This is a genomic window from Mesorhizobium sp. 2RAF45, from assembly GCF_052115225.1.
GTDB classification, from domain to species: Bacteria; Pseudomonadota; Alphaproteobacteria; order Rhizobiales; family Rhizobiaceae; genus Mesorhizobium; species Mesorhizobium jarvisii.
In genome coordinates this window covers 277240-296760 of the sequence record NZ_JBFRGG010000002.1, presented here as the reverse complement: position 1 = coordinate 296760, position 19521 = coordinate 277240, and the positions used below count along the sequence as shown (strand labels likewise).

The following is a 19521-nucleotide window of genomic DNA, read 5'->3' as shown; positions in this document are numbered from 1 at the left end:
ATGATGGTGGTGCAGAGCCTCGCCTGGGAGGGCAGCCCGCGTACCAACATAAGACGCGTGGCATTCGCCGGATACGCGGCAACGGCGCTGTTGGTGGGTTGCTTTGGCTATTGGGCCGTCAGCGCACCCTTATCCGGAGCGGTGATGACGCAAGGCACGATCTCGGCGACCGGCGGCAACATACTGATCCAGCATCCAGACGGCGGCATCATCGAGGCGTTGCTGGTCCATGATGGCGATCGCGTGCAACAGGCCCAGGATCTGATCGTGCTGGATCCGACAGCCGCGCAGGCCGAGCTCAACCGGCTGACGAGACAGTCGATCGCGCTCAGGGCGGCTGCGGCGCGGCTGGAGGCGGAACGCGACGGGTTGGACAGGCTCGCGCCGATCACCAAACCGGCGCCGGCATCGCTCCAGGCCGATTTCGCAGCCCTGATCCGAGAACAGCAAAAGGAATTCGACGCCAGACTCGCCCGCTTCCGATCGGAACAATCGATCCTCGCCCAACGACTGGCGATGCATCGGCAGTCCGTGGTGGGATTGCAGTCCCAGAAAGAGGCCGTTCGGCAACAAGCCGAAATCGTTAAGAAGGAACTCGGCATCAAGACAAGCCTGCTGGACAAGGGCCTCACCAATCGTACCGAATACTCGCAGCTTTTGCGCAGCGAGGCCGATCTCGTCGGGCAGGCCGGGGCGCTGGAAGCCAATCTGGCGGCGGTCAACACCCAGATCGTCGAAGCCCAGGAGCAGATCGAGCGCCTGACCACGCAACGCGTGGAGGAGGCGCTGACGAAGCTGGACGAGGTTCGTTCCAACCTGGCCGACATCGAGGAACAGATCAGGGCGGCCGAGGCGGTGCTGCGGCGGACGACGATCAAGGCACCGGCCGCGGGCATCGTGGTGTCCTCGACCTACAATGCCAAGGGCAGCGTGATTGCCCGCGGTGAGAAGATCATGGAGATCCTGCCTACGGCACCGGGTCTGATTGTCGATGCAAGGCTGCGGCCGAAAGACGTCGATCAGGTCCGTGTCGGCCAGCCGGCGAAACTGCGATTGTCCGCCTTGAACATGCGGCTCACCCCCGAGGTTTCAGCCACCGTGGCACAAATTTCCGCGGACCGGCTCATCGACGAGGCCACGCACGAGCCCTATTTCCGCGTCAAACTCAGGATTGCCGCCGACCTGCCGCCCGGCGTGAAGCCCGAGCAGCTCTATCCCGGAACGCCGGTCGAGGCGTTCATCAGCACTGGCGACCGGACTTTCTTCGAGTATCTGGCGCGGCCGATGCTCGATTCCTTCGCTCGCGCGTTCACGGAACGGTAGTTGCAGCCGGCCGCGCAATCCGCCGGCCAACCGTCAATGACCGCCAGGACGCAAAGCCGACATTCAGACAATCACCGCACCGCCTCGCGGTGGGTGCCGGGCAGGCGGGTGGCGATCAGCTTGTCGATGCGGCGGCCGTCGAGGTCGACCACCTCGAAGCGCCAGCCTTGCGCGTCGACGCATTCGCCTGTCGCCGGCAGGTGGTGCATATGCGACAGCACATAGCCGGCAACGGTCTCGTAGTCGCGGTTTTCGGGCAGGTCGAAGCCCAGTATCTCGGCCATCTCGTCGGCCTGCATATAGCCGGCGAGCAGCCATGAGCCGTCCTCGCGCTTGACGGCGTTTTCCTCGTCACCGGCATCGAGGTCGGCGCGGAACACGCCGGTGATGGCTTCGAGAATATCGGCCGGCGTGACGATGCCTTCGAAATGGCCGTATTCGTCATGCACCAGCGCCATCGGCACGTCGGATTCCTTGAGTTTGTGCAGCACGTCGAGCGCGTCGGCCTGGTCGTAGACGATGGGCGCGGCGCGCACATGCTTGCGCGGGTCGAGCGTGCGGCCGGCAAGGATCGCGGCCAGCACGTCGCGCGTCTGGACGACGCCGACCATCACATCGACGCCGCCGTCACCCGCCGGCAGGCGCGAATGCTGGGTTTCCATGAGGAGCTTGCGGATCGTCGTGTCGTCGGACTGCAGGTTGATCCAGTCGACCTCGGTGCGCGGCGTCATCACCGCGCGCACGGCGCGGTCGCCAAGCCGCATGACCCCGGCGATCATGCGCCGCTCGTCGGATTCGATGGTGCCGTGATGCTCGGCCTCGGCGACCAGCATCTTGATCTCCTCGTCGGTGACCTTCTCCTCGCTTTCGCCGCGCTGGCCGAGCAGCCACAATATGGCGCGGCCGGAAATGTCGAGCAGGAACACCAGGGGCGCCGAGACGGTGGCGAGGATGGTCATGGCCGGGGCAGCGCGGGCGGCGACGCGCTCGGGATCGCGTAGCGCGATCTGCTTGGGCACCAGTTCGCCGACGATCAGCGAGAAATAGGTGATGATGGCAACGACGATGCCGACGCCGAGCGGATCGGCGACACTTTCGCGCATGCCGGTCGTGGCCAGGAACACGGACAGCCGGTCGCCCAGCGTGGCGCCGGAAAAGGCGCCGGAAAGCACGCCGACCAGCGTGATGCCGATCTGCACCGAGGACAGGAACTTGCCGGGATTGGAGCCAAGATCCAGCGCCCGGCCGGCGCCGTTGACACCACGGTCGATCATCGCCTTGAGCCGTGCCGGGCGCGATGAAACGATGGCGAGTTCGGACATTGCCAGAAGGCCGTTCACACAAATGAGGACGACCACGATAGCGATTTCGACGTATAGCATGAGGGCTCAATAGCATTGCGACGGGTCGCTCGAAAATAGTCCGGCAGCATTTTTAGAAAATGACAGTTCGGGCTGATGAAGCGGTACGGTTACGCGGCGTCGCACGGACCATGCATTGTTAGACCGCTTCCGACCACGGCCCTCTCTTAAGGTACATTTCACTGCGGCTGCTTCAGCACGCCGATGATTGCCTTGCCGTCGGTGAAATAGGGGTCGCCGCCGCCGTTGCGGCCGGTCCTGGTGGCGCCGATCCCGGCCATGTCGCTGGTCGATGCCAGCTGGCCGGCAGCTTTGAGGTCGCCGATCAGGAAGTCGCGTTCGGCGTCGATATCGGGACCGATATGATGGGTGATGGCACCAGTGTCGCGGCTGAGGCCGACGCCGCGATCGAAGCTGGCGGCACCCAGCCAGAGCGGGCGGCCATCGTCGCCGACCGTATCGGTCTGCCAGAAACGGACGTGATGGCGCCGGTCGGCGCTGTCGCCCACCGGCTTTTCGAAAGCGAGATCCTGGGCGCGTCCCTCGAACAGCAGGCGGCTCATCGGCGCATCGGGATAGGGGCGGGAAAACAACACACTTTCGCCGATGTCGATCGCCGTTCTCAAGGTGACGGCGTCAGCAGTGTCCCAACCGGCAATGGCGAAGGCATGGACCACCTCCCTCTCGGTGCCGACAAGGCCGACATTGATCGGGTCGCCGGGAATGCCTTGCGGCGTGTGCGTCACCATTTCGAAGCGCTGGTCGCGAAAGCCGCGCTCCCGGAATGTCCAGAATTCCGGCGCCGCGACATAGGCAAGCGCCAGATAAGCGGCCAGCAAGGACGCCAGCCAGATTGTCGCGCGTCGCCGAAGGCTTCGTTGGCTCATGAAGAAGGCTCGATCCGTACGGTATCTGTTGCCTGACAGCCCTTGGAAATCAATGGCCAGGAATGCGCAGCCGGTCTATCATCAGCCATCGTTTTTGCGCGGGGGCAGGAATGAAGGGGAAACCGACAAGCCGCGGACCGATGGCGTTGACCGCCGACCTTGTCGCGAGGGTCGAGCGCATCGAACCGGATCCCGGCCCCGAGCCTGGAACAGCCGAGCATACCGACGCGGAGTTCGACGGCCTTGTCGAGCAACTCCTGTCGCAATACCGGCCTGAAGCGCTGTGGGTGTTTGCCTACGGCTCGCTGATCTGGAATCCTGAATTCGTTCCTGTCGAGCAGCGCCCGGCCACGGCGCCAGGGTGGCACCGCTCATTCTGTCTGAAACTGACCCGCTGGCGTGGGACCCGCGAGTTGCCTGCCTTGATGCTGGCTCTCGACCGTGGTGGCAGTTGCAACGGCATTGTTTACCGGCTGCCGGTGGAAGATCATTTCGGGCAACTCGGCCAGTTGATGCGCCGCGAGATCGATGCCAACCCGCCAACCAACGTGCCGCGCTGGATCAAGGTCCGGACGAGGGACGGTCCGCTGCGCGCCCTGGCCTTCGTCGCCGCGCCAGATGGCAGGGCCTATGCCGGACGGCTGCCGCCGGAGCAGGTCGCGGACACACTGGCGCGGGCCGCCGGACATTGGGGTTCGTCGGCGCAGTATCTCTTCCGGACCGTCAGCAAGCTGGAGGAAAGCGGTATCCACGACCGGAACCTCTGGCGCGTCCAGGATCTGGTGGCACGGCAAATCATTTCTTCCACCGCTGGCGCAGGACCCGCCTGATCATTTGCTACCGACAGGCGCGGTAACCGTTCCTGCGGTTCTTGATGTCGAAGTGGAAATGGTTGCGGTGGTCGTAATTGTAGCCGGGGCCGAGCACGGTGGTGAAATACTGGCAGCCGTCGGCGCGCACATTGTTGAGGAAACCGCGCGTGCGGAAGGCGAACAGGCCGGGCTTGCGCACGTCGATGTCGTCGCCATTGTTGAGCTCGATGCTCATCACGTCGAGCGCGTTGCCCTTGCCGTGCTCGGACAAAACACCTTCGCCGGCGATGTTGCGGCAGGAATAGCTCGAGCCCTGGTGGATGGTCTTGACCCCGGAGAAGTAGCGCCAGCGGGCGGAGGGAACGAGTTCGTTCTTCGTCCAGGCGGCGAAGGTGGCGGCCATGTCGCAGGTCAGCGTCGCGGCGGGCTTCATCTCGACACTGCCGATGGCCGTGACTTTTACGGGATAGTCGATGCCGCACTGGCCTTCACGGATCGGCGCGAGGTCGGTATAGGCGACATCGAGGCGCTTCAACTGCTGGCGGCAGTCGACTTCGCTGGCCGGTATCTGCTCGACCGGCGACATCGGCTCATCCATGCGCGGATAGGCGGCCTGCGTCATGTAGGGATTGGACGGTACAAGCCGCTGCATGCCGGTATATTGCGGCACGGCCGCGGTTTGCGCGCCGACATCGACCGCCGGCTGAAGCGACAGCACGCTGCCGGTGTTGCAGGCCGAAACCGCCGCGAGGGTAAGGCCGGCGGCCAGCAGCGTCGCGGGTTTCGATCGGCGCGCGGTGGCGAAAAACACGGCGCGAAATTTGCCGGCCATTGGCGGAATCCTGTCCCCGAACCTGATCCCGATCAGGTTCTACCTTTTGCCTGACCATGATCTTTTCCGAAAACCGGTTTCCACTTTTCAGGATCATGGTCGGATATTCGGCATTTTAACGATCAAGGGTAAAGGAAAACTCAGCGACCGCGTTCACGTCTGCGGCGGAAATGCGGCGGCGATCCTTGAGGACCTACTGGCAGAACGTGCCGCCATGCCTGCGCGGTTCGAGATCGAGGTGGAAGTGCAAGGCGTGGTCGGCGTCGGCGCCCGGTCCGAGCACGGTCTTGAATGGACCGCAGGCGGCCTTGCGCACCGCGTTGAGGAATTTGGCGTCCTTTTCAGGCGGCGTTGGGCCGACCTCGACCTTTCTGCCATCGGACAAGGTGAAGCTGGCGATGTCGAGCGCATTGCCGAAGGCGTGCTCGGACAGTTTCCTGGTGCCGTGGCGCGGACGGCAGACGAAGGCCGATGCCTGGCCGATCGATTTGAGGTCGGCGCCGAGTTCGGTTTTCGCCGCCGGCTGGATGACGTCGGCGGCAAATCGCGCCGCCGCTTCGGCCATCGGGCAGTTGAGCTCGGTGCCGGGGGCGATGGCGATCGACTTGCCAAGGCGCTTCAGCACCAGGGGGTAGGGGATGGAGCAGCCGATTTCGGGATTGCTTTCCGCACTGTGCTCCTCGAATTCGACGCCGAGCGTCTTCAGCCGATCGCGGCAGGCGACTTCCTCGGCGGGCATCTTTTCTCCGGGCCGGTCGGCCGAGCGCGGATCGGGAAGCATTTTCTCATCGCCGGCATCCGCCGGTTTTGGCGGCGGCTGCGGGGCTACGGCAGGAGGCCCAACCTCTGGTTCCGTAGTTTCGGGCCTTTGTGTCGGGATCGGCACCTCGGCTGGCGGCTCCGGCTCGCTTTCCGTTGACGGCTCTCGGGACGAAGGTTCGGGGGCTGACGGCTCGGTATGTGCCTGCTTTGCCTGACGGGACTTTTCCTCATTGAGCTGGTTGGAGGCGTCCGGGGCCTTTGGAACTTCCGTCTTTTGCCCTTGCGCCGGTGCGGCGTCGGCCTTTGGCGCGTCCGTGGGACGCGGCTCGGGCACTGGCACCTGGGCGGGCGAGGCCTGCTGCTCCTGCGTTTCCTGCGGCGTCTGCTTTGGCGCGATCTGCTGCTTTCCGCGTGATCTGCCGCGGTGCTTGCTTTTCGGCCTCAATGGCTGGTCCAGACGCTGCGTCAACGATTGATCCATCCGAGGGGACAGCGGCTGGTAATGCCTGTGACGATGTCTGGCGTCGGCCGGCGCTGCCAGCAGAACCGCGGCCGCCAGAGGCAGCGCCAAGGTGCAAAGTCGGGAAAAGCTCAGCGTTGCCATCGCTCCGAAACGGCGCCGGCATGCTGAAGTTGCCTGGACGGACGCTTTCCGTCGATCACAATCAGTTACCGCGGCGTTACGCGCCGATCGCTTCGAGGCCTTCCTCCAGCCAGTCGGCGAGCAGCGGCATGCCAAGCAGGTACTTGGCCGTGCGCTTGTTGGCACGTTCGCGCGCCGCCGTCACGGCATCCACCCATTCCGAGGCGTCGTAGTCGCCGCGGCCGACCCAGGCGAGCGCGACCAGTTCGGCGGCTTCATCGACATTGAGGTCGTTGATCAGCTCGCGCAGTTCCTCTTCGGTCAGGTTTTCCGAGCTTTCCTCGGCAAGGCCGTCATGGTGATGATTGTCGTGCGTATCGCCGTCGAACTCGATCTCGTGTTCGGCGCCGTCGGCATAGTCCTCGTTGACGGCGGCACTCAACGCCTTGGCCTTGAGGATGAACAGGCGCACGGTGTCGGGGCCGATCGAGAGTTCCCAGTCCTTTTCAAGCCGCCGCTGCACGGGCCGTCTCCGTCAGTCGTTTGCCCGGATGATAGCGGATTTCAGGCATCCGTCACCTGATGTTCTCCACGTGAATTTTTCCGGGATGAAACGCGGGACGCTTAGCGTTAGTGTTGCATTCTCACCCCTCAAGGAGGCTTCGATGCACAAAAGAATGCTGATCCAGGCCGCGACTGCCCTTGTCGCGCTGCAGTTCTTCGCTGTCCCGGTATTCGCGGCGGGCAGTAGCGGTGGCAGCGACCAGACTGTCACCCAGTGCAAGAAGGGAGAGGTCTGGGACAAGAAGAAGAAAAAGTGCGTCGCACCCCAGGAAGGCATGCTGGATGACGACAGCATCTATGATGCCGGCCATGCGCTGGCGATGGCCGGACGCTATGACGAGGCGATCTCGGTGCTCACCCTTGCCGCCAACAAGCAGGATCCGCGCATTCTCAACTATCTCGGCTATTCGCACCGCCATTCCGGACGTGTCACCGTCGGCCTCGGCTACTACGAGGAAGCGTTGCGCATCGACCCGAACTACACGCTGGTGCGCGAATATCTCGGCGAGGCGCATCTGCAGATCGGCGACCTGGCCGGCGCCCAGCAGCAACTGATGGAAATCGAGAAGCGCACGGGCAAGGGTTCGCGCGAATACGACATGCTGTCCGAACAGATCGAGCATTTCATGCGGAGCTGATCAGCCCCAAAAGAGTTACCGAAGCGGCCGCGAGCGATCGCGGCCGTTTTGTCGCCTCCCGCCTCGTTAGCCGCTTCCTCAGGTGAAGGCGGGGATGATTTTTGCAAAACCGATTTTTGGGCGTGAAAAACCCGCGAAGATTGCTATATTAGGGCAAATTGCGGTGAAACGGTTCCGTTAGCCCGAGGCTGCCGGACCGTTTTCTTTTTGTACCCAACGACAAGGCCTCCCCCGAAACGCGGGGGCGGCGGCAGGAAAGGTCAGGCATCATGAACAAGGTCCCGATGACAGGCGAGGGGTTCGCGTCATTGAAGGAAGAACTGCGTTGGCGCCAGCAGGAAGAGCGGCCGCGCATCATCGAGGCGATCTCCGAGGCGCGCTCGCATGGCGACCTGTCCGAAAATGCCGAATACCACGCCGCCAAGGAGGCGCAGAGCCTCAATGAGGGCCGTGTCAACGAACTTGAGGACCTGATCGCGCGCGCCGAGGTGATCGACGTCACCAAGCTCAGCGGCGACAAGGTCAAGTTCGGCGCCACCGTCGTGCTGGTCGACGAGGACACCGAGGAAAAGAAGACCTACCAGATCGTCGGCGACCAGGAAGCCGACGTGAAGTCCGGCCGCATCTCGATCTCCTCGCCGATCGCGCGCGCATTGATCGGCAAGGAAGTCGGCGACGCCATTGAGGTCAATGCGCCCGGCGGTGCCAGGGGGTATGAGATCGTCCAGGTGCAGTTTATTTAGGACCTTTTGATAATTCTACTCTGGCGGCCGACTAGCGCGGTTTTCTGAGCTTCCGGTGCTCACGTACTTTAAAGTACGCTCCGCTCCGGTTCTCGAAAACCCCGCTATTCGGCTCACCAGAGCGAATTCTGAAAAGGTCCTAGGCTGGCGCTTGTAATTTAAGATTAAGCAGCCTGTCCGCCTCCGCCACTACCTCAGCCGGCGTCAGACGCTCACCAGGCGCGGCCAGCAGTGTCATGGCAAACTGCCCGCGCGGGCCTGTCAAACCCGGCTCCGTCGCCAAAAACACCGCGACCGTCGGCAGGCCGAAGGCGCTGGCCAGGTGGGTCAGGCCGGTGTCGGCGCCGATGACCAGCGTCGAGCGGCCAAGGATGGCGGCGATGTCGGCCAGCGGCGATTTCGGCACCACGACCGTGGACGGCACGGCCCTGGCGATGGCTTCGGCGACAGACTTCTCACGTTCGTTCGACCAGGTGGTGACCGGTGTCATGCCGCGCTTGATCAGCAGGCGGGCGGTTCCGATCCAGTCTTCTACAGGCCATTTCTTGTCCTCGCGGCTGGTGCCGTGCAGCAGGAAGGCGGTCTTTCCGGTGATGGCGGCGAGAGCACCGGGTGGCGGCACGATGCCTGAAGCGAGCGTCGACAGATCGGGCTGGTAGCCCAGTGCCAGTCCGAACAGCCGCCGCGTCCGTTCGATGGCGTGCAGGTCGCGCGGCACGCCGTAGGTGACGTCGTAGAACAGCGTGGCCGAGGGTTCGCGCGCGCTCGACCGGTCGAAGCCGGCGATCGGTGCGCGCGCCTGGCGCGCCACCAGGGCCGATTTCAACAGGCCCTGTGCGTCGATGACCAGATCATAGCGGCATTCGCGCAAGGTTCGGCGCAGCGCGGCAGCCTCGCGCCAGGTGCTGCCCTTCAACAGCGCCTTGCGCCAGCGCCGGATGGCCACCGTGTGGATCCTGCCGATCGCCGGGTGCAGGGCGACGATGCCGGTAAACGCCTCCTCGACGCACCAGTCGAAGGATACGTCGGGCCGGTGCAGGCTGGCATCCTCGACGGCCGGAAAGGTATGGATGACATCGCCCATGGACGATGTCTTGACGATCAGAACCTTCATGCCGCGGCCGGGAATTCCAGCAGCCGCCACGCCGCCGCCGCGACCTGGCCTACTTCCAATGTCTTCAGGCAGTTGAGATGGCCGAGTGGGCAGATTTTCTGGTGGCAGGGCGAGCAGGAGAGGTGCAACCAGACCAGCTCGCGCCGCTCCGCCAGCGGCGGCGTGTTTTCGGGCGAGGTCGAGCCGTAGACGGCGACGATCGGCGTGCCGACGCCCGCCGCGACATGCATCAGCCCGCTGTCGTTGGAGACCGCCAGCCTTGCCGCTGCGATCAGGTCGATGGCATCCTCCAGACGCGTCTGGCCGGCGAGGTCGACGACGCCGCGAGCAAGGGCCGCGATCTCGGCGGTGACGTCGCGGTCGTTCTTCGAACCGAACAGGGCGACCTTCAATCCCTTATCCATGAATTCGCGGGCAAGGCCGGCATAGCTTTCGCTCGGCCAGCGCTTGGCCGGGCCGAATTCGGCGCCAGGCATCAGGGCCGCGAATTTCTGCGGCGCCAGCCCGAAACGGTCGAGCAAGGCGGCCTGGTTGCCGGCATCCACGGTCAGATGCGGCGCGCGGAAACTGCCGCCCTTGGCGAGGCTGAAATAGGCCTGCGCGGTGCGCCGTTTCACGGCATCCGGCAGCGGCACGATGTCGGTCAAAAGGCCATAGCGCATCTCGCGCAGATGGCCGACACGGCGCGGAATGCGGGCAAAGAAGGGGATCAGCGCCGATTTCCAGCTGCCGGGCAGGATATAAGCCATGTCGTAGCGACCGCGCAGCAGGCGGCCGAAGCGGCGGCGATGGGTGAATTCGAGCGCGCCGGGCTTCAGCGGGAAATCGATCTGCTGGCGGATCTCGGGCATGCGCTTGACCAGCGGTGCCGCCCAGGCCGGCGCCAGCACGTCGATCGCGGCGTTGGGATGGAGCTCTTTCAGCGCCGAAAACAGGCACTGCGCCATCACCATGTCGCCCACCCAGCGTGGGCCGATCACGAGGATCGTTGGGCTTTCAGCCATTCGACATAGTCTCTGACACCGGTTTCCACTGTCCGGAACTGGCCGTTGTAACCGGCCGCGCGCAAACGGGACATATCAGCTTGCGTGAAGCTCTGGTAGCTGCCCTTGAGGTGGTCGGGAAAGGGGATGAACTCGATCTCGCCCTTGCCCAACGTGTCGATGACGGTTTCGGCGATAGCGCGGAACGGCTGGGCGTGGCCGGTGCCGCAGTTGAAGATGCCGTTCGCGCCTCGCTTCCACAGCCACAGATTGACGTCGGCGACATCGCCGACATGGATGAAGTCGCGGCTCTGTTCGCCGGGGCCGAAACCGTCATAGGCGCCGAACAGTTTCGGATTCTCGCCGCGCTCGACCTGGTTGAACAGATGGAAAGCGACCGAGGCCATGACGCCCTTGTGCGCCTCGCGCGGGCCATAGACGTTGAAATAGCGCAGGCCGGCGACCTGCGAATGATCGGTGTCGAAGACGGTGCGCCTGACATAGTCGTCGAACAGTTTCTTCGAATAGGCATAGACATTGAGCGGCCGCTCCAGCGCCGGATCCTCGCGAAACTCGGAACCGCCGCCATAGACGGAAGCCGAGGAGGCGTAGAGGAAAGGCACGCGCAACGCCTGGCAGGCATGCAGCAGCCGCTTCGAATAAGCAAAATTCACCTCCATCATGAACTTGCCGTTCCACTCGGTGGTGGTCGAGCAAGCACCTTGGTGGAACACGGCCTCGACGCGGCCGAGCGACCCGGCCTCGATGCGCGGCAGGAAGTCATCCTTGTCGAGATAGTCGGCTATTTTCAAATCGGCGAGATTGGCGATCTTGTGGCCGTCGGTGAGATCGTCGACGACGAGGATGTCGTCATGGCCTTCGGCATTGAGCGCGGCGACGATGTTGGAGCCGATCATGCCGGCGCCGCCCGTGACGATGATCATGAAGGCCTCTGGTTGCTTGCGATTCCGGTCCTTATAAGGGAGGCCAGCCGGGCTGTCGACAAAGCAGGTGCAGGCGTCACAGTGGCGCCGCAAAGCTTCCGCTCAGTCAGCACCGATCATGAGGGACAAAAATGCCGTCGACCGAACTGCTCATCGCGTTCTTCGCCACCACGGCGATCTTCGCCTACATCCCCGGTCCGGCCATGCTTTATGCGGCGGCGCAGACGATGGCGCGCGGGCGCTGGTCGGGCCTGACGGCGGCACTTGGCATCCATCTCGGCGGTTATGTCCATGTCTTTGCCGCCGCCGCGGGCCTGTCGGTGCTGTTCCATGCCGTGCCGCCGCTCTACATGGCGGTCAAGCTGGTCGGCGCGATTTATCTGATCTGGCTCGGTGTCTCGCTGTTTCGCAAGCGTGTTGAGGGCGACGTGGCGCTGCCCGCCATCGAGCGCAAATCGGCCCGCCGCGCCTTTTTCGAGAGCATCACCGTCGAGGTGCTCAATCCGAAAACCGCGATCTTCTTCATGGCGTTCCTGCCGCAGTTCATCGATGCCTCGGCGGCCTTGCCGGTGTGGCTGCAATTCGTGGTTCTGGGCACCATCGTCAACCTGATGTTCTCCTCTGCCGACATCGTCTGCGTGTTCCTGGCCGGCCTCGTCATCGGCCGGCTGCGGCGATCGAGCCGGGCGCAGCGGCTGATGCAGCGGGCTGGTGGGGCCGTGCTGGTCGGGCTCGGCGTCCACGTTGCCCTGCAGAAGACCTGACGCGGCGCCGCCGTTGCGCCGGTTCGAATTGCGGTATATCGGCAGGCATGAACGACCGCCAGCCGACACCCTATATGTTTCAGCGACTGTTTTTCCCCGCGCGTTGCCAGTGATATGATCAAGCACAATCCGCCTTCTCCCGAACCCTTGCATCGAGCCATTGCCCGCTTTGGCGGCGTCACCGTGCTGGTGGTCGGCGACCTTATCCTCGACCGCTTCGTCAACGGCGTCATCGAGCGGATTTCGCCGGAGGCGCCGATTCCCGTGCTGCATGGGCGCGGCGAGACCTCGGCCATGGGCGGCGCCGGCAATGTCGTGGCCAACATCGTCTCGCTTGGCGCGCGGGCCATCCCGGTTTCGGTGATCGGCACGGACACCGCCGGCGACAGCCTGGTGCGCATGCTCGGCGAGCTTGGCGCCGAGACAGCGGGACTTTCGCAGCAGCGCGGCCGCATGACCTCGTCGAAGAGTCGCTTCAGCGCGCTCAACCAGCAGGTGCTGCGCTTCGACGAGGAAGAGATCAAGCCGCTGCACGAGACAGAGCGGACAGGGCTGATCCGGCATTTCCGCGCGGCACTGACGGGGGCCGACATCGTCATCCTGTCCGATTACGGCAAGGGCATCCTGCTCGACGGCGTCGCCGCCGAACTCATCGCCATCTGCCGCCAGGCCGGCAAGCCGGTGCTGGTCGATCCCAAGGGCCGCGACTATGCGCGCTATGCCGGCGCGACCGCCATCACCCCCAACCGCAAGGAGCTTGGCGAGGCCGTCGGCCATGCGGTGTTCGCCGATGACGAGATCGTGGCTGCGGCGCGCGAACTGATTTCGGCGCATGGTTTCGACTTCGTCGTCGCCACGCGCAGCGAAAAGGGCATGAGCGTGGTGGGCCCGGACGAGGCGCGCCATATCGCTACCCAGGCGCGCGAAGTGTTCGATGTCTCGGGCGCCGGCGATACGGTGATCGCGACGTTCGCGCTGGCGCTTGCATCGGGGGCTGATCCGGTCGCGGCGGCCTCGATCGCCAATGCAGCCGGCGGCGTCGTGGTGGGAAAGCGCGGCACCGCGCGGCTGACGGTCGAGGAGCTTACGGGCGCGCTGTTTCGCTCGCACGGACCGACCTCCCACAAGGATGCCATCCTCGATGCCTCGTCGGCCGCGCGCATGGTGGCGGCCTGGAAGGAAGAGGGCCTGAGCGTCGGCTTCACCAATGGCTGCTTCGATATTCTGCATGCCGGCCATGTCAGCCTGCTGCACGCGGCGCGCAGCCAGTGCGACCGGCTGGTGCTCGGCCTCAACAGCGATGCTTCGGTGCGGCGGCTGAAAGGGCAGGGCCGCCCGGTCAACGACCAGCATGACCGCGCCTGCGTGCTTGCCGCCCTTGCCTCGGTCGATGCCGTCGTTGTCTTCGAGGAGGACACGCCGCTGGCGCTGATCGAGGCGCTGCTGCCCGATATCCTGGTCAAGGGCGCGGATTATACGATCGACACCGTGGTCGGCGCCGATGTGGTGCAAAAGGCCGGCGGGCGCGTCGTGCTGGTCGATCTCGTCGCCGGCAAGAGCACCACCGGCACCATCGGCAAATTGCGCGCCGGCTCTACAAGCTGAGGTTTTGATGTCTGAACTGAACGACTATCTGGTCCGCTCGGCGGCCGCGATCACGGCGATGGTCGAGCGTGACCTGACCGGCGAGATGGAGCGGGCGGCGAACGCCGTGGTGACGGCGCTCTCGTCGGGCAAGGCCTTGTTGATCGCCGGCAATGGCGGTTCGGCGAGCGACGCCATCCACATAGCCGGCGAACTGGTCGGCCGCTTCCTCAAGGAGCGCAAAGCCTACAATGTCATCGCGCTGCCGGCCAATGCAGCGGTGCTGACGGCCTGGGGCAATGATTACGGCTTCGACACGGTGTTCTCGCGCCAGGTCGAGGCGCATGGCGCGGCCGGAGGCGTGCTTCTGGCGATCTCGACCAGCGGCAATTCGCCGAGCATCCTGGCCGCCGCCGAACAGGCGCGGATGATGGACATGACGGTGATCGGCCTGACCGGCGACACCGGCGGCAAGCTCAAGCCGCTGTGCGACATCCTGCTCAACGTGCCCTCGACCTCAACGCCGGTCATCCAGCAAGGGCATCTGTGCCTCTACCATCATCTCTGCGAAGTGGTCGAAGCGCGTCTCAGCAATGGCTGACAGGACGGCCACGCCACATCCGCTGACCGAGCCGGGCGTGTGGATCGAGCGGATTGGAGACCGGGTTTTCCCGCCGCATCTGCCGGCGCTGTTCCTCGACCGCGACGGCACCATCAACGTCGATACCGACTATCCCAGCGACCCGGCCGAGATCGAGCTCAGGCCGCAGATGCTGCCGGCGATCGCGGCCGCCAACCGGGCGGGAATCCCGGTTGTCGTGGTCACCAACCAGTCCGGCATTGCGCGCGGCTATTTCGGCTGGAGCGTCTTTGCGGCGGTGAATGGCCGCGTGCTCGACCTGTTGCGCGATCAGGGCATGTTCGTCGACATGGTGCTTGCCTGCGCCTACCACGAGGCCGGTGTCGGACCACTTGCCATTCCCGATCATCCGATGCGCAAGCCCAATCCGGGCATGCTGGTCGAGGCGGGCAAACGCCTTGCTCTCGATCTCCAGCGCTCGCTGATCGTCGGCGACAAGCCAGCCGACATGCAGGCGGGAGAGCGCGCCGGTCTGGCACGGGGCTGGCTGGTCGACGGCGAGGCGGCGGTCCAGCCCGGCTTCGCCATCAGGCCCTTGCGGGACAGCAGCGACCTCGGTGACCTGCTCGCAGCCATTGAAACGCAAGGCCGGGACAACAGGTCCTGATCCAGGCCTGACTGCTCAGACGGGATCGTTGCGTTCCGAGGCTTCGTAGAGCTTTGCCTCCGTGGCGAAGGAATAGATCATCACCGACATCGAGTAGACGAAGCCATGCCGGCCGCACAGGAAATAGCGCTTGGCCAGGTAGAATTTCAGGAAGTTGCCGAACGGCGACAGCACCAGCCGCACCAGGCCGGGCTTCTTGCCCTTCTCGACCAGCGTGACGGCCTTGAGGCTGGAATAGGCGTTGGCCCGGGCAAGATCCTCCTCGACCGATATTTCACGGCGATGCAGCAGGACACCCTCTTCGATCGTGCCGGTCTCGTCGGGCACCTGGAAGGCTTCGTGCACCCGCGCGGTGAGATCGATGGTGGCGCCTTCCCGGCGGAAAAGCCGCATCAGCCTGTTGTGCAGCACCCAGCGGTGCGCATAGCCGTAGCCCTTCAGCCAATCGCGGCGGCGGATGTACCAGCCGCGGATCTTGTCGTCGGCGGCCTGAGTGATGGCCACGATCGACTGCCGCAACTGGTCGTCGACGCGCTCGTCCGGGTCGATCGAAAGGCACCAGGGCTGGGTCGCGTGGTCGAGCGAGAATTGCCGCTGACGGGGAAAACCCGGCCAGTCATTGTGCAAGAGCCTTATCGGGTAGCCCTTGGCGATATAGCTTTTCACGCATTCAATCGTGCCATCCGTCGAACCGGAATCGACGATGATGATCTCGGCGCAGAAGTCGATGCTTTCCAGGCACGGGCCGATCATATCGGCCTCGTTCACACAGATGATAAGCGCCGAGACCGGGCTTGCAAATCGAGTCATGGTCCCCTTCCAATGGCGGGCCGCCCCCAGAGCAACGCTGCTTTCGCCATCTGTACCCAAGCAAATCCGCGCGGAAAACCGTTACACACTTTTCCTGGAATCGTTTGAGAAACCAATCAAGCGGTCAGTCAAGCGACGAAGTCCGGCAGAGCCGTCCAGCCTTGTACATCAGCGTCTGTCGAATACCAACGCGGTGTCGGTGTGGCGAAGGCCAGGAATTCACCGGCGCAGGCGTTCGTCAGACCTCAGGGACGCTCGAAGGAAACCAGGCCTTCATCCTTGACCCTGCGGATGGTGAGCGCGGTGCGCACCGTGTCGACATTAGGGGTCGAGGTCAGCTCCTCGATGACGAAGGTCTGGAAGGCGCCGAGGTCGCTTGCCACGCAGTGCAGCAGGAAATCGGATTCGCCCGAGACCATCCAGGCATCGCGCACGATCGGCCAGCCGCGCGTGCGCTCGGCGAAGGTGCGCAGTTCGGCATCGGCCTGGTGATGCAGGCCGACCAGGCAGAAGGCGACGACATCGAGGCCAAGCGCCGGGGCATTGAGCAGCGCGCGGTAGCCGCGGATGATGCCGGCCTCCTCCAGCCGCTTGACCCGCCGCAGGCAGGGCGGGGCCGAAATGCCGACGCGGTTCGACAGCTCGACATTGGTCATGCGCCCATCCGCCTGCAACTCGCGCAGGATCTTCCAGTCGATGGCGTCGAGGTCGGCTTTCAGGGGCATGGCGGTCTCAGCTCGGCGCAAGAATCTTTCGCGATTTTGTAATTAAACGACTTTTGTGTTGGCGCCAGCCCTCATCAACGCGATTTTTGAACGGTAACGAAAGCGGCAATGACGCGAATAACCGCTTGGGCCGAAGCTTTCCGGGGACGACGGCCCGTTCGTCTTGCTGGCGTGGTTGGCAACCCTTACATTAAGCGCGAATTCCAAGTCTTTTCCCACGGCACTGTCTGCCCCGCAGAGGTTTTAGATGACCACCAAGCACGCGCCCGTTCTCATCATCGGTTCCGGCCCCGCCGGCTATACTGCGGCGGTCTACGCCGCTCGCGCCATGCTGAAGCCGATGCTGGTTGCCGGCCTGCAGCAGGGCGGCCAGCTGATGATCACCACCGATGTCGAAAACTATCCCGGCTTCGCCGATCCCATCCAGGGACCGTGGCTGATGGAACAGATGCTGAAGCAGGCCGAGCATGTCGGCACCGACATCATTAACGACATCATCACCGAGGTCGACCTCAACGTGCGGCCGTTCCGCGCCAAGGGCGATTCCGGCACAACCTACACCGCCGACGCGCTGATCATCGCCACCGGCGCGCAGGCCAAGTGGCTGGGCATTCCGACCGAGCAGGATTTCATGGGCTTCGGTGTCTCGGCCTGCGCCACCTGTGACGGCTTCTTCTATCGCGGCAAGGATGTCGCGGTGGTGGGCGGCGGCAATTCGGCGGTGGAGGAGGCGCTCTATCTGTCGAACCTCGCGAAGAGCGTCACGGTCATCCATCGGCGCAGCGACTTCCGCGCCGAGCGCATCCTGCGTGAGCGGCTGCTGCAGAAGGACAATGTCCGCGTCATCTGGGACACCGTGGTCGACGAGATCACCGGTCGCCCCGGCAAGGCGCCGCTGCCGCCGTCGGTCGAAGGGCTGAAGCTCAAGCATGCGGTGACCGGTGTCGAAAGCCATCTCAAGGTCGACGGCGTGTTCGTGGCGATCGGCCATGCGCCGGCGGTCGAGCTGTTCGTGGGCAAGCTGAAGCAGAAGCCGAACGGTTACTTGTGGACGGCCCCGAATTCGACCCGCACCGACGTGCCTGGCGTGTTCGCGGCCGGCGACGTGACCGACGATGTCTACCGCCAGGCGGTGACGGCGGCGGGGCTCGGCTGCATGGCGGCACTCGAGGCGGAAAAGTATCTGGCCGGCATCGAGGTGCATCGCGAAGCAGCCGAATAGCGGCCGCTTTGAACTGTTAAAAAAACGGCTTAGAAACGCCGTGTAAAAGCCTGATTTTTCATTCAGACGCCAACAGAACGAGGGGAATCATGGCGTTGGACTGGGACAAGCTACGCGTGTTTCACGCTGCGGCGGAAGCGGGGTCGTTTACGCACGCGGCCGAGACATTGCACCTGTCGCAATCGGCGATCTCGCGGCAGGTCAGTGCGCTCGAGCACGATGTCGGCGTGCCGCTGTTCAACCGCCATGCGCGCGGCCTGGTGCTGACCGAACAGGGCGAGATGCTGTTCCGCACGGCGCATGACGTGCTGATGAAGCTCGAGACCATCAAATCGCGCCTGACCGAGACCAAGGACCGGCCCTCCGGCGTGCTTCGCGTGACGACGACCGTTGGCCTCGGCGCCGGCTGGCTGACCGAACGGGTGCAGGAGTTCATCGAGCTTTATCCGGAAATCAGCCTGCAGCTGATCCTCGCCAATGAGGAACTCGACCTCACCATGCGTCAGGCCGATTGCGCCATCCGGCTGCGCCAGCCACAGCAGCCGGACCTGATCCAGCGCCGCCTGTTCACCGTGCATTTCCATCTCTATGCGGCCCCTTCCTATGTCGCCAAGCATGGCAAGCCGGCCTCGGTCTCGGAGCTGAGAAACCATCGCATCGTCACCTTCGGCCTGCCGGTGCCGTCGCATCTGTCGGAGTTGAACTGGCTGGAGACGGTCGGCGATTTCGAAGGCGGCCAGCGCGTGCCGTCGCTGCAGATCAACGACATCTTGTCGATCAAGCGCGCCGTGCAGGGTGGCGCCGGCATCGCCATGCTGCCCGACTATGTCATCAACAAGGACTCCGGCCTGGTGCAGCTTTTGCCGGAAACCGAGGTGCCGTCCTTCGACACCTATTTCGCCTATCCCGACGCGATGAAGAACCAGGCCAAGCTGCACGTGTTCCGCGACTTCATTATCGCGAAAGCGCGCAGTTGGTCATTCTAGCCCTAGCGGACGATCGGCGGCACTGGTGATCTGTTCGCCCCGCCAGGGCGTCAGGCGCGGCAGCCAGCCGGGGACGTTGCGGCGGTAGGTTTCATAGTCGGCGCCGTAGCGGCGGGCGAGCGTCGGCTCCTCGTAGAATTTGACAAAGGAGCCCATAACAACAGCGCCGATGACGGCATAGGCGACAAGCGTCCAGCTCGAGAACAGCAGCGCCTGGCCGAGGATGATCGACAGCACGGCGACATACATGGGGTTGCGGACATGGCGGTAGATGCCGCCGATCACGAGCTTCTCCGTCGGCGCGACCGGGGCCGGCGTGCCCAGCCCCTCGAGCGCGAAACGGGCGAAAGCATGCAGCAGAACGGCGGCAGCAGCGGCGATGAGGACGCCGCCGGCAGGAACAAAGCCCGGCACGGTGGACCACGGCAAGCGATAATGATCGCTGAGCAGCCAGGGAACCAGCCCGGCGACCACGCCGGGTGCCACGATGAAGAAGGCCATGCTGCCGGCAATCGCCGAAAACGTCCGCATTGGCTGCTTTCTCTCCGATTGCCTCAGAAATGAACGTCTGCTGCCTGCTTCGACATCATTGCGTAGTTTTGGTGGCTTGGGGCGAAAACCGGCCGCGATTCACGCT

Annotated in this window: 21 protein-coding genes; 10 read left to right on the top strand and 11 right to left on the bottom strand. The window is 64.1% G+C overall.

Annotated features, from left to right (window positions below; translation table 11 throughout):
- Window positions 1–3: 3 nt before the first annotated feature.
- Window positions 4–1323, top strand: a complete 1320-nt coding sequence (locus AB4Z43_RS06265) for an HlyD family type I secretion periplasmic adaptor subunit (RefSeq protein WP_441937071.1) — start codon at window positions 4–6, stop codon at window positions 1321–1323.
- 71 nt (window positions 1324–1394) lie between these two features.
- On the opposite strand, the gene AB4Z43_RS06260 is transcribed toward AB4Z43_RS06265, so the two are convergent.
- On the bottom strand, window positions 1395–2705 hold the full coding sequence (locus AB4Z43_RS06260; RefSeq protein WP_019860558.1) for a hemolysin family protein: 1311 nt from the start codon (window positions 2703–2705) through the stop codon (window positions 1395–1397).
- Window positions 2706–2863: 158 nt separating this feature from the next.
- Entirely contained in the window at window positions 2864–3571 is a 708-nt protein-coding gene (locus AB4Z43_RS06255; protein ID WP_441936527.1) for an LssY C-terminal domain-containing protein, read from the bottom strand.
- A gap of 110 nt (window positions 3572–3681) precedes the next feature.
- Here AB4Z43_RS06255 and AB4Z43_RS06250 point away from each other — a divergent pair, with 110 nt between their 5' ends.
- A complete protein-coding gene (locus AB4Z43_RS06250; protein ID WP_441936526.1) occupies window positions 3682–4401 on the top strand; it encodes a gamma-glutamylcyclotransferase in 720 nt (239 codons plus the stop codon).
- 7 nt (window positions 4402–4408) lie between these two features.
- On the opposite strand, the gene AB4Z43_RS06245 is transcribed toward AB4Z43_RS06250, so the two are convergent.
- The 3 genes from AB4Z43_RS06245 to AB4Z43_RS06235 form a co-directional block, all read right to left on the bottom strand.
- Window positions 4409–5215 (bottom strand): extensin-like domain-containing protein, encoded by an 807-nt coding sequence (locus AB4Z43_RS06245; protein ID WP_019860555.1) that lies wholly within the window; start codon window positions 5213–5215, stop codon window positions 4409–4411.
- Between the two features lie 193 nt (window positions 5216–5408).
- Window positions 5409–6458 carry an extensin family protein gene (locus AB4Z43_RS06240; protein ID WP_441936524.1) on the bottom strand — a complete coding sequence of 350 codons (1050 nt, stop codon included), beginning with the start codon at window positions 6456–6458 and terminating at the stop codon, window positions 5409–5411.
- A gap of 199 nt (window positions 6459–6657) precedes the next feature.
- A complete protein-coding gene (locus tag AB4Z43_RS06235) occupies window positions 6658–7083 on the bottom strand; it encodes a DUF3775 domain-containing protein (protein WP_019860553.1) in 426 nt (141 codons plus the stop codon).
- A 142-nt stretch (window positions 7084–7225) separates the two neighbouring features.
- On the opposite strand from AB4Z43_RS06235, the gene AB4Z43_RS06230 reads away from it, so the two are divergent.
- Both AB4Z43_RS06230 and greA read left to right on the top strand, forming a co-directional pair.
- A complete protein-coding gene (locus AB4Z43_RS06230; protein ID WP_064980539.1) occupies window positions 7226–7762 on the top strand; it encodes a tetratricopeptide repeat protein in 537 nt (178 codons plus the stop codon).
- A gap of 269 nt (window positions 7763–8031) precedes the next feature.
- A complete protein-coding gene (gene greA, locus AB4Z43_RS06225; RefSeq protein WP_008877613.1) occupies window positions 8032–8505 on the top strand; it encodes a transcription elongation factor GreA in 474 nt (157 codons plus the stop codon).
- A 139-nt stretch (window positions 8506–8644) separates the two neighbouring features.
- Here the strand turns inward: greA and waaC are convergent, their stop codons facing one another.
- Genes waaC through rfaD form a run of 3 tightly spaced genes read right to left on the bottom strand, consistent with a single transcriptional unit; the run spans window position 8645 to window position 11546 of the window.
- Complete coding sequence (gene waaC / locus AB4Z43_RS06220) at window positions 8645–9619, bottom strand: lipopolysaccharide heptosyltransferase I (RefSeq protein ID WP_019860551.1); 975 nt, start codon at window positions 9617–9619, stop codon at window positions 8645–8647.
- The gene (gene waaF, locus AB4Z43_RS06215) at window positions 9616–10623 is read right to left on the bottom strand and encodes a lipopolysaccharide heptosyltransferase II (RefSeq protein ID WP_069092956.1); all 1008 of its coding nucleotides are present in this window, start codon (window positions 10621–10623) and stop codon (window positions 9616–9618) included. The genes waaC and waaF overlap by 4 nt, the downstream gene beginning before the upstream one ends.
- On the bottom strand, window positions 10596–11546 hold the full coding sequence (gene rfaD, locus AB4Z43_RS06210) for an ADP-glyceromanno-heptose 6-epimerase (protein WP_038648977.1): 951 nt from the start codon (window positions 11544–11546) through the stop codon (window positions 10596–10598). Before rfaD ends, waaF begins: the two co-directional genes overlap by 28 nt.
- A 131-nt stretch (window positions 11547–11677) precedes the next feature.
- On the opposite strand from rfaD, the gene AB4Z43_RS06205 reads away from it, so the two are divergent.
- The 4 genes from AB4Z43_RS06205 (at window position 11678) to gmhB (ending at window position 15141) form a co-directional block, all read left to right on the top strand.
- Window positions 11678–12310, top strand: coding sequence for a LysE family translocator (locus AB4Z43_RS06205; RefSeq protein ID WP_441936519.1), 633 nt, complete (start codon window positions 11678–11680; stop codon window positions 12308–12310).
- Between the two features lie 114 nt (window positions 12311–12424).
- Window positions 12425–13915, top strand: coding sequence for a D-glycero-beta-D-manno-heptose-7-phosphate kinase (gene rfaE1, locus AB4Z43_RS06200; protein WP_441936517.1), 1491 nt, complete (start codon window positions 12425–12427; stop codon window positions 13913–13915).
- Window positions 13916–13922: 7 nt separating this feature from the next.
- The gene (locus AB4Z43_RS06195) at window positions 13923–14495 is read left to right on the top strand and encodes a D-sedoheptulose-7-phosphate isomerase (RefSeq protein WP_064980533.1); all 573 of its coding nucleotides are present in this window, start codon (window positions 13923–13925) and stop codon (window positions 14493–14495) included.
- Window positions 14488–15141, top strand: coding sequence for a D-glycero-beta-D-manno-heptose 1,7-bisphosphate 7-phosphatase (gene gmhB, locus AB4Z43_RS06190; RefSeq protein WP_019860546.1), 654 nt, complete (start codon window positions 14488–14490; stop codon window positions 15139–15141). The genes AB4Z43_RS06195 and gmhB overlap by 8 nt, the downstream gene beginning before the upstream one ends.
- Window positions 15142–15156: 15 nt before the next feature.
- Here gmhB and AB4Z43_RS06185 read toward each other — a convergent pair whose 3' ends face one another.
- On the bottom strand, window positions 15157–15951 hold the full coding sequence (locus tag AB4Z43_RS06185; protein WP_441936514.1) for a glycosyltransferase family 2 protein: 795 nt from the start codon (window positions 15949–15951) through the stop codon (window positions 15157–15159).
- Between the two features lie 245 nt (window positions 15952–16196).
- Window positions 16197–16676, bottom strand: coding sequence for an Lrp/AsnC family transcriptional regulator (locus AB4Z43_RS06180; RefSeq protein ID WP_019860544.1), 480 nt, complete (start codon window positions 16674–16676; stop codon window positions 16197–16199).
- A 247-nt stretch (window positions 16677–16923) separates the two neighbouring features.
- Here AB4Z43_RS06180 and trxB point away from each other — a divergent pair, with 247 nt between their 5' ends.
- Together trxB and AB4Z43_RS06170 are read left to right on the top strand one after the other, a co-directional pair.
- Complete coding sequence (gene trxB / locus AB4Z43_RS06175) at window positions 16924–17898, top strand: thioredoxin-disulfide reductase (RefSeq protein ID WP_064980528.1); 975 nt, start codon at window positions 16924–16926, stop codon at window positions 17896–17898.
- Window positions 17899–17987: 89 nt separating this feature from the next.
- Window positions 17988–18884 carry a LysR family transcriptional regulator gene (locus AB4Z43_RS06170; RefSeq protein WP_010911008.1) on the top strand — a complete coding sequence of 299 codons (897 nt, stop codon included), beginning with the start codon at window positions 17988–17990 and terminating at the stop codon, window positions 18882–18884.
- On the opposite strand, the gene AB4Z43_RS06165 is transcribed toward AB4Z43_RS06170, so the two are convergent.
- On the bottom strand, window positions 18876–19415 hold the full coding sequence (locus AB4Z43_RS06165; RefSeq protein ID WP_019860542.1) for a methyltransferase family protein: 540 nt from the start codon (window positions 19413–19415) through the stop codon (window positions 18876–18878). The genes AB4Z43_RS06170 and AB4Z43_RS06165 overlap by 9 nt on opposite strands.
- Between the last annotated feature and the right edge of the window lie 106 nt (window positions 19416–19521).

Excerpts from the sequence above, each read along its gene's own strand:
- AB4Z43_RS06265 (WP_441937071.1), top strand. The coding sequence starts at position 4 with ATGGTGGTGCAGAGCCTCGCCTGGGAGGGCAGCCCGCGTACCAACATA.
- AB4Z43_RS06260 (WP_019860558.1), bottom strand. The coding sequence starts at position 2,705 with ATGCTATACGTCGAAATCGCTATCGTGGTCGTCCTCATTTGTGTGAAC.
- AB4Z43_RS06255 (WP_441936527.1), bottom strand. The coding sequence starts at position 3,571 with ATGAGCCAACGAAGCCTTCGGCGACGCGCGACAATCTGGCTGGCGTCC.
- AB4Z43_RS06250 (WP_441936526.1), top strand. The coding sequence starts at position 3,682 with ATGAAGGGGAAACCGACAAGCCGCGGACCGATGGCGTTGACCGCCGAC.
- AB4Z43_RS06245 (WP_019860555.1), bottom strand. The coding sequence starts at position 5,215 with ATGGCCGGCAAATTTCGCGCCGTGTTTTTCGCCACCGCGCGCCGATCG.
- AB4Z43_RS06240 (WP_441936524.1), bottom strand. The coding sequence starts at position 6,458 with ATGGATCAATCGTTGACGCAGCGTCTGGACCAGCCATTGAGGCCGAAA.
- AB4Z43_RS06230 (WP_064980539.1), top strand. The coding sequence starts at position 7,226 with ATGCACAAAAGAATGCTGATCCAGGCCGCGACTGCCCTTGTCGCGCTG.
- greA (WP_008877613.1), top strand. The coding sequence starts at position 8,032 with ATGAACAAGGTCCCGATGACAGGCGAGGGGTTCGCGTCATTGAAGGAA.
- waaC (WP_019860551.1), bottom strand. The coding sequence starts at position 9,619 with ATGAAGGTTCTGATCGTCAAGACATCGTCCATGGGCGATGTCATCCAT.
- waaF (WP_069092956.1), bottom strand. The coding sequence starts at position 10,623 with ATGGCTGAAAGCCCAACGATCCTCGTGATCGGCCCACGCTGGGTGGGC.
- rfaD (WP_038648977.1), bottom strand. The coding sequence starts at position 11,546 with ATGATCATCGTCACGGGCGGCGCCGGCATGATCGGCTCCAACATCGTC.
- AB4Z43_RS06205 (WP_441936519.1), top strand. The coding sequence starts at position 11,678 with ATGCCGTCGACCGAACTGCTCATCGCGTTCTTCGCCACCACGGCGATC.
- rfaE1 (WP_441936517.1), top strand. The coding sequence starts at position 12,425 with ATGATCAAGCACAATCCGCCTTCTCCCGAACCCTTGCATCGAGCCATT.
- AB4Z43_RS06195 (WP_064980533.1), top strand. The coding sequence starts at position 13,923 with ATGTCTGAACTGAACGACTATCTGGTCCGCTCGGCGGCCGCGATCACG.
- gmhB (WP_019860546.1), top strand. The coding sequence starts at position 14,488 with ATGGCTGACAGGACGGCCACGCCACATCCGCTGACCGAGCCGGGCGTG.
- AB4Z43_RS06185 (WP_441936514.1), bottom strand. The coding sequence starts at position 15,951 with ATGACTCGATTTGCAAGCCCGGTCTCGGCGCTTATCATCTGTGTGAAC.
- AB4Z43_RS06180 (WP_019860544.1), bottom strand. The coding sequence starts at position 16,676 with ATGCCCCTGAAAGCCGACCTCGACGCCATCGACTGGAAGATCCTGCGC.
- trxB (WP_064980528.1), top strand. The coding sequence starts at position 16,924 with ATGACCACCAAGCACGCGCCCGTTCTCATCATCGGTTCCGGCCCCGCC.
- AB4Z43_RS06170 (WP_010911008.1), top strand. The coding sequence starts at position 17,988 with ATGGCGTTGGACTGGGACAAGCTACGCGTGTTTCACGCTGCGGCGGAA.
- AB4Z43_RS06165 (WP_019860542.1), bottom strand. The coding sequence starts at position 19,415 with ATGCGGACGTTTTCGGCGATTGCCGGCAGCATGGCCTTCTTCATCGTG.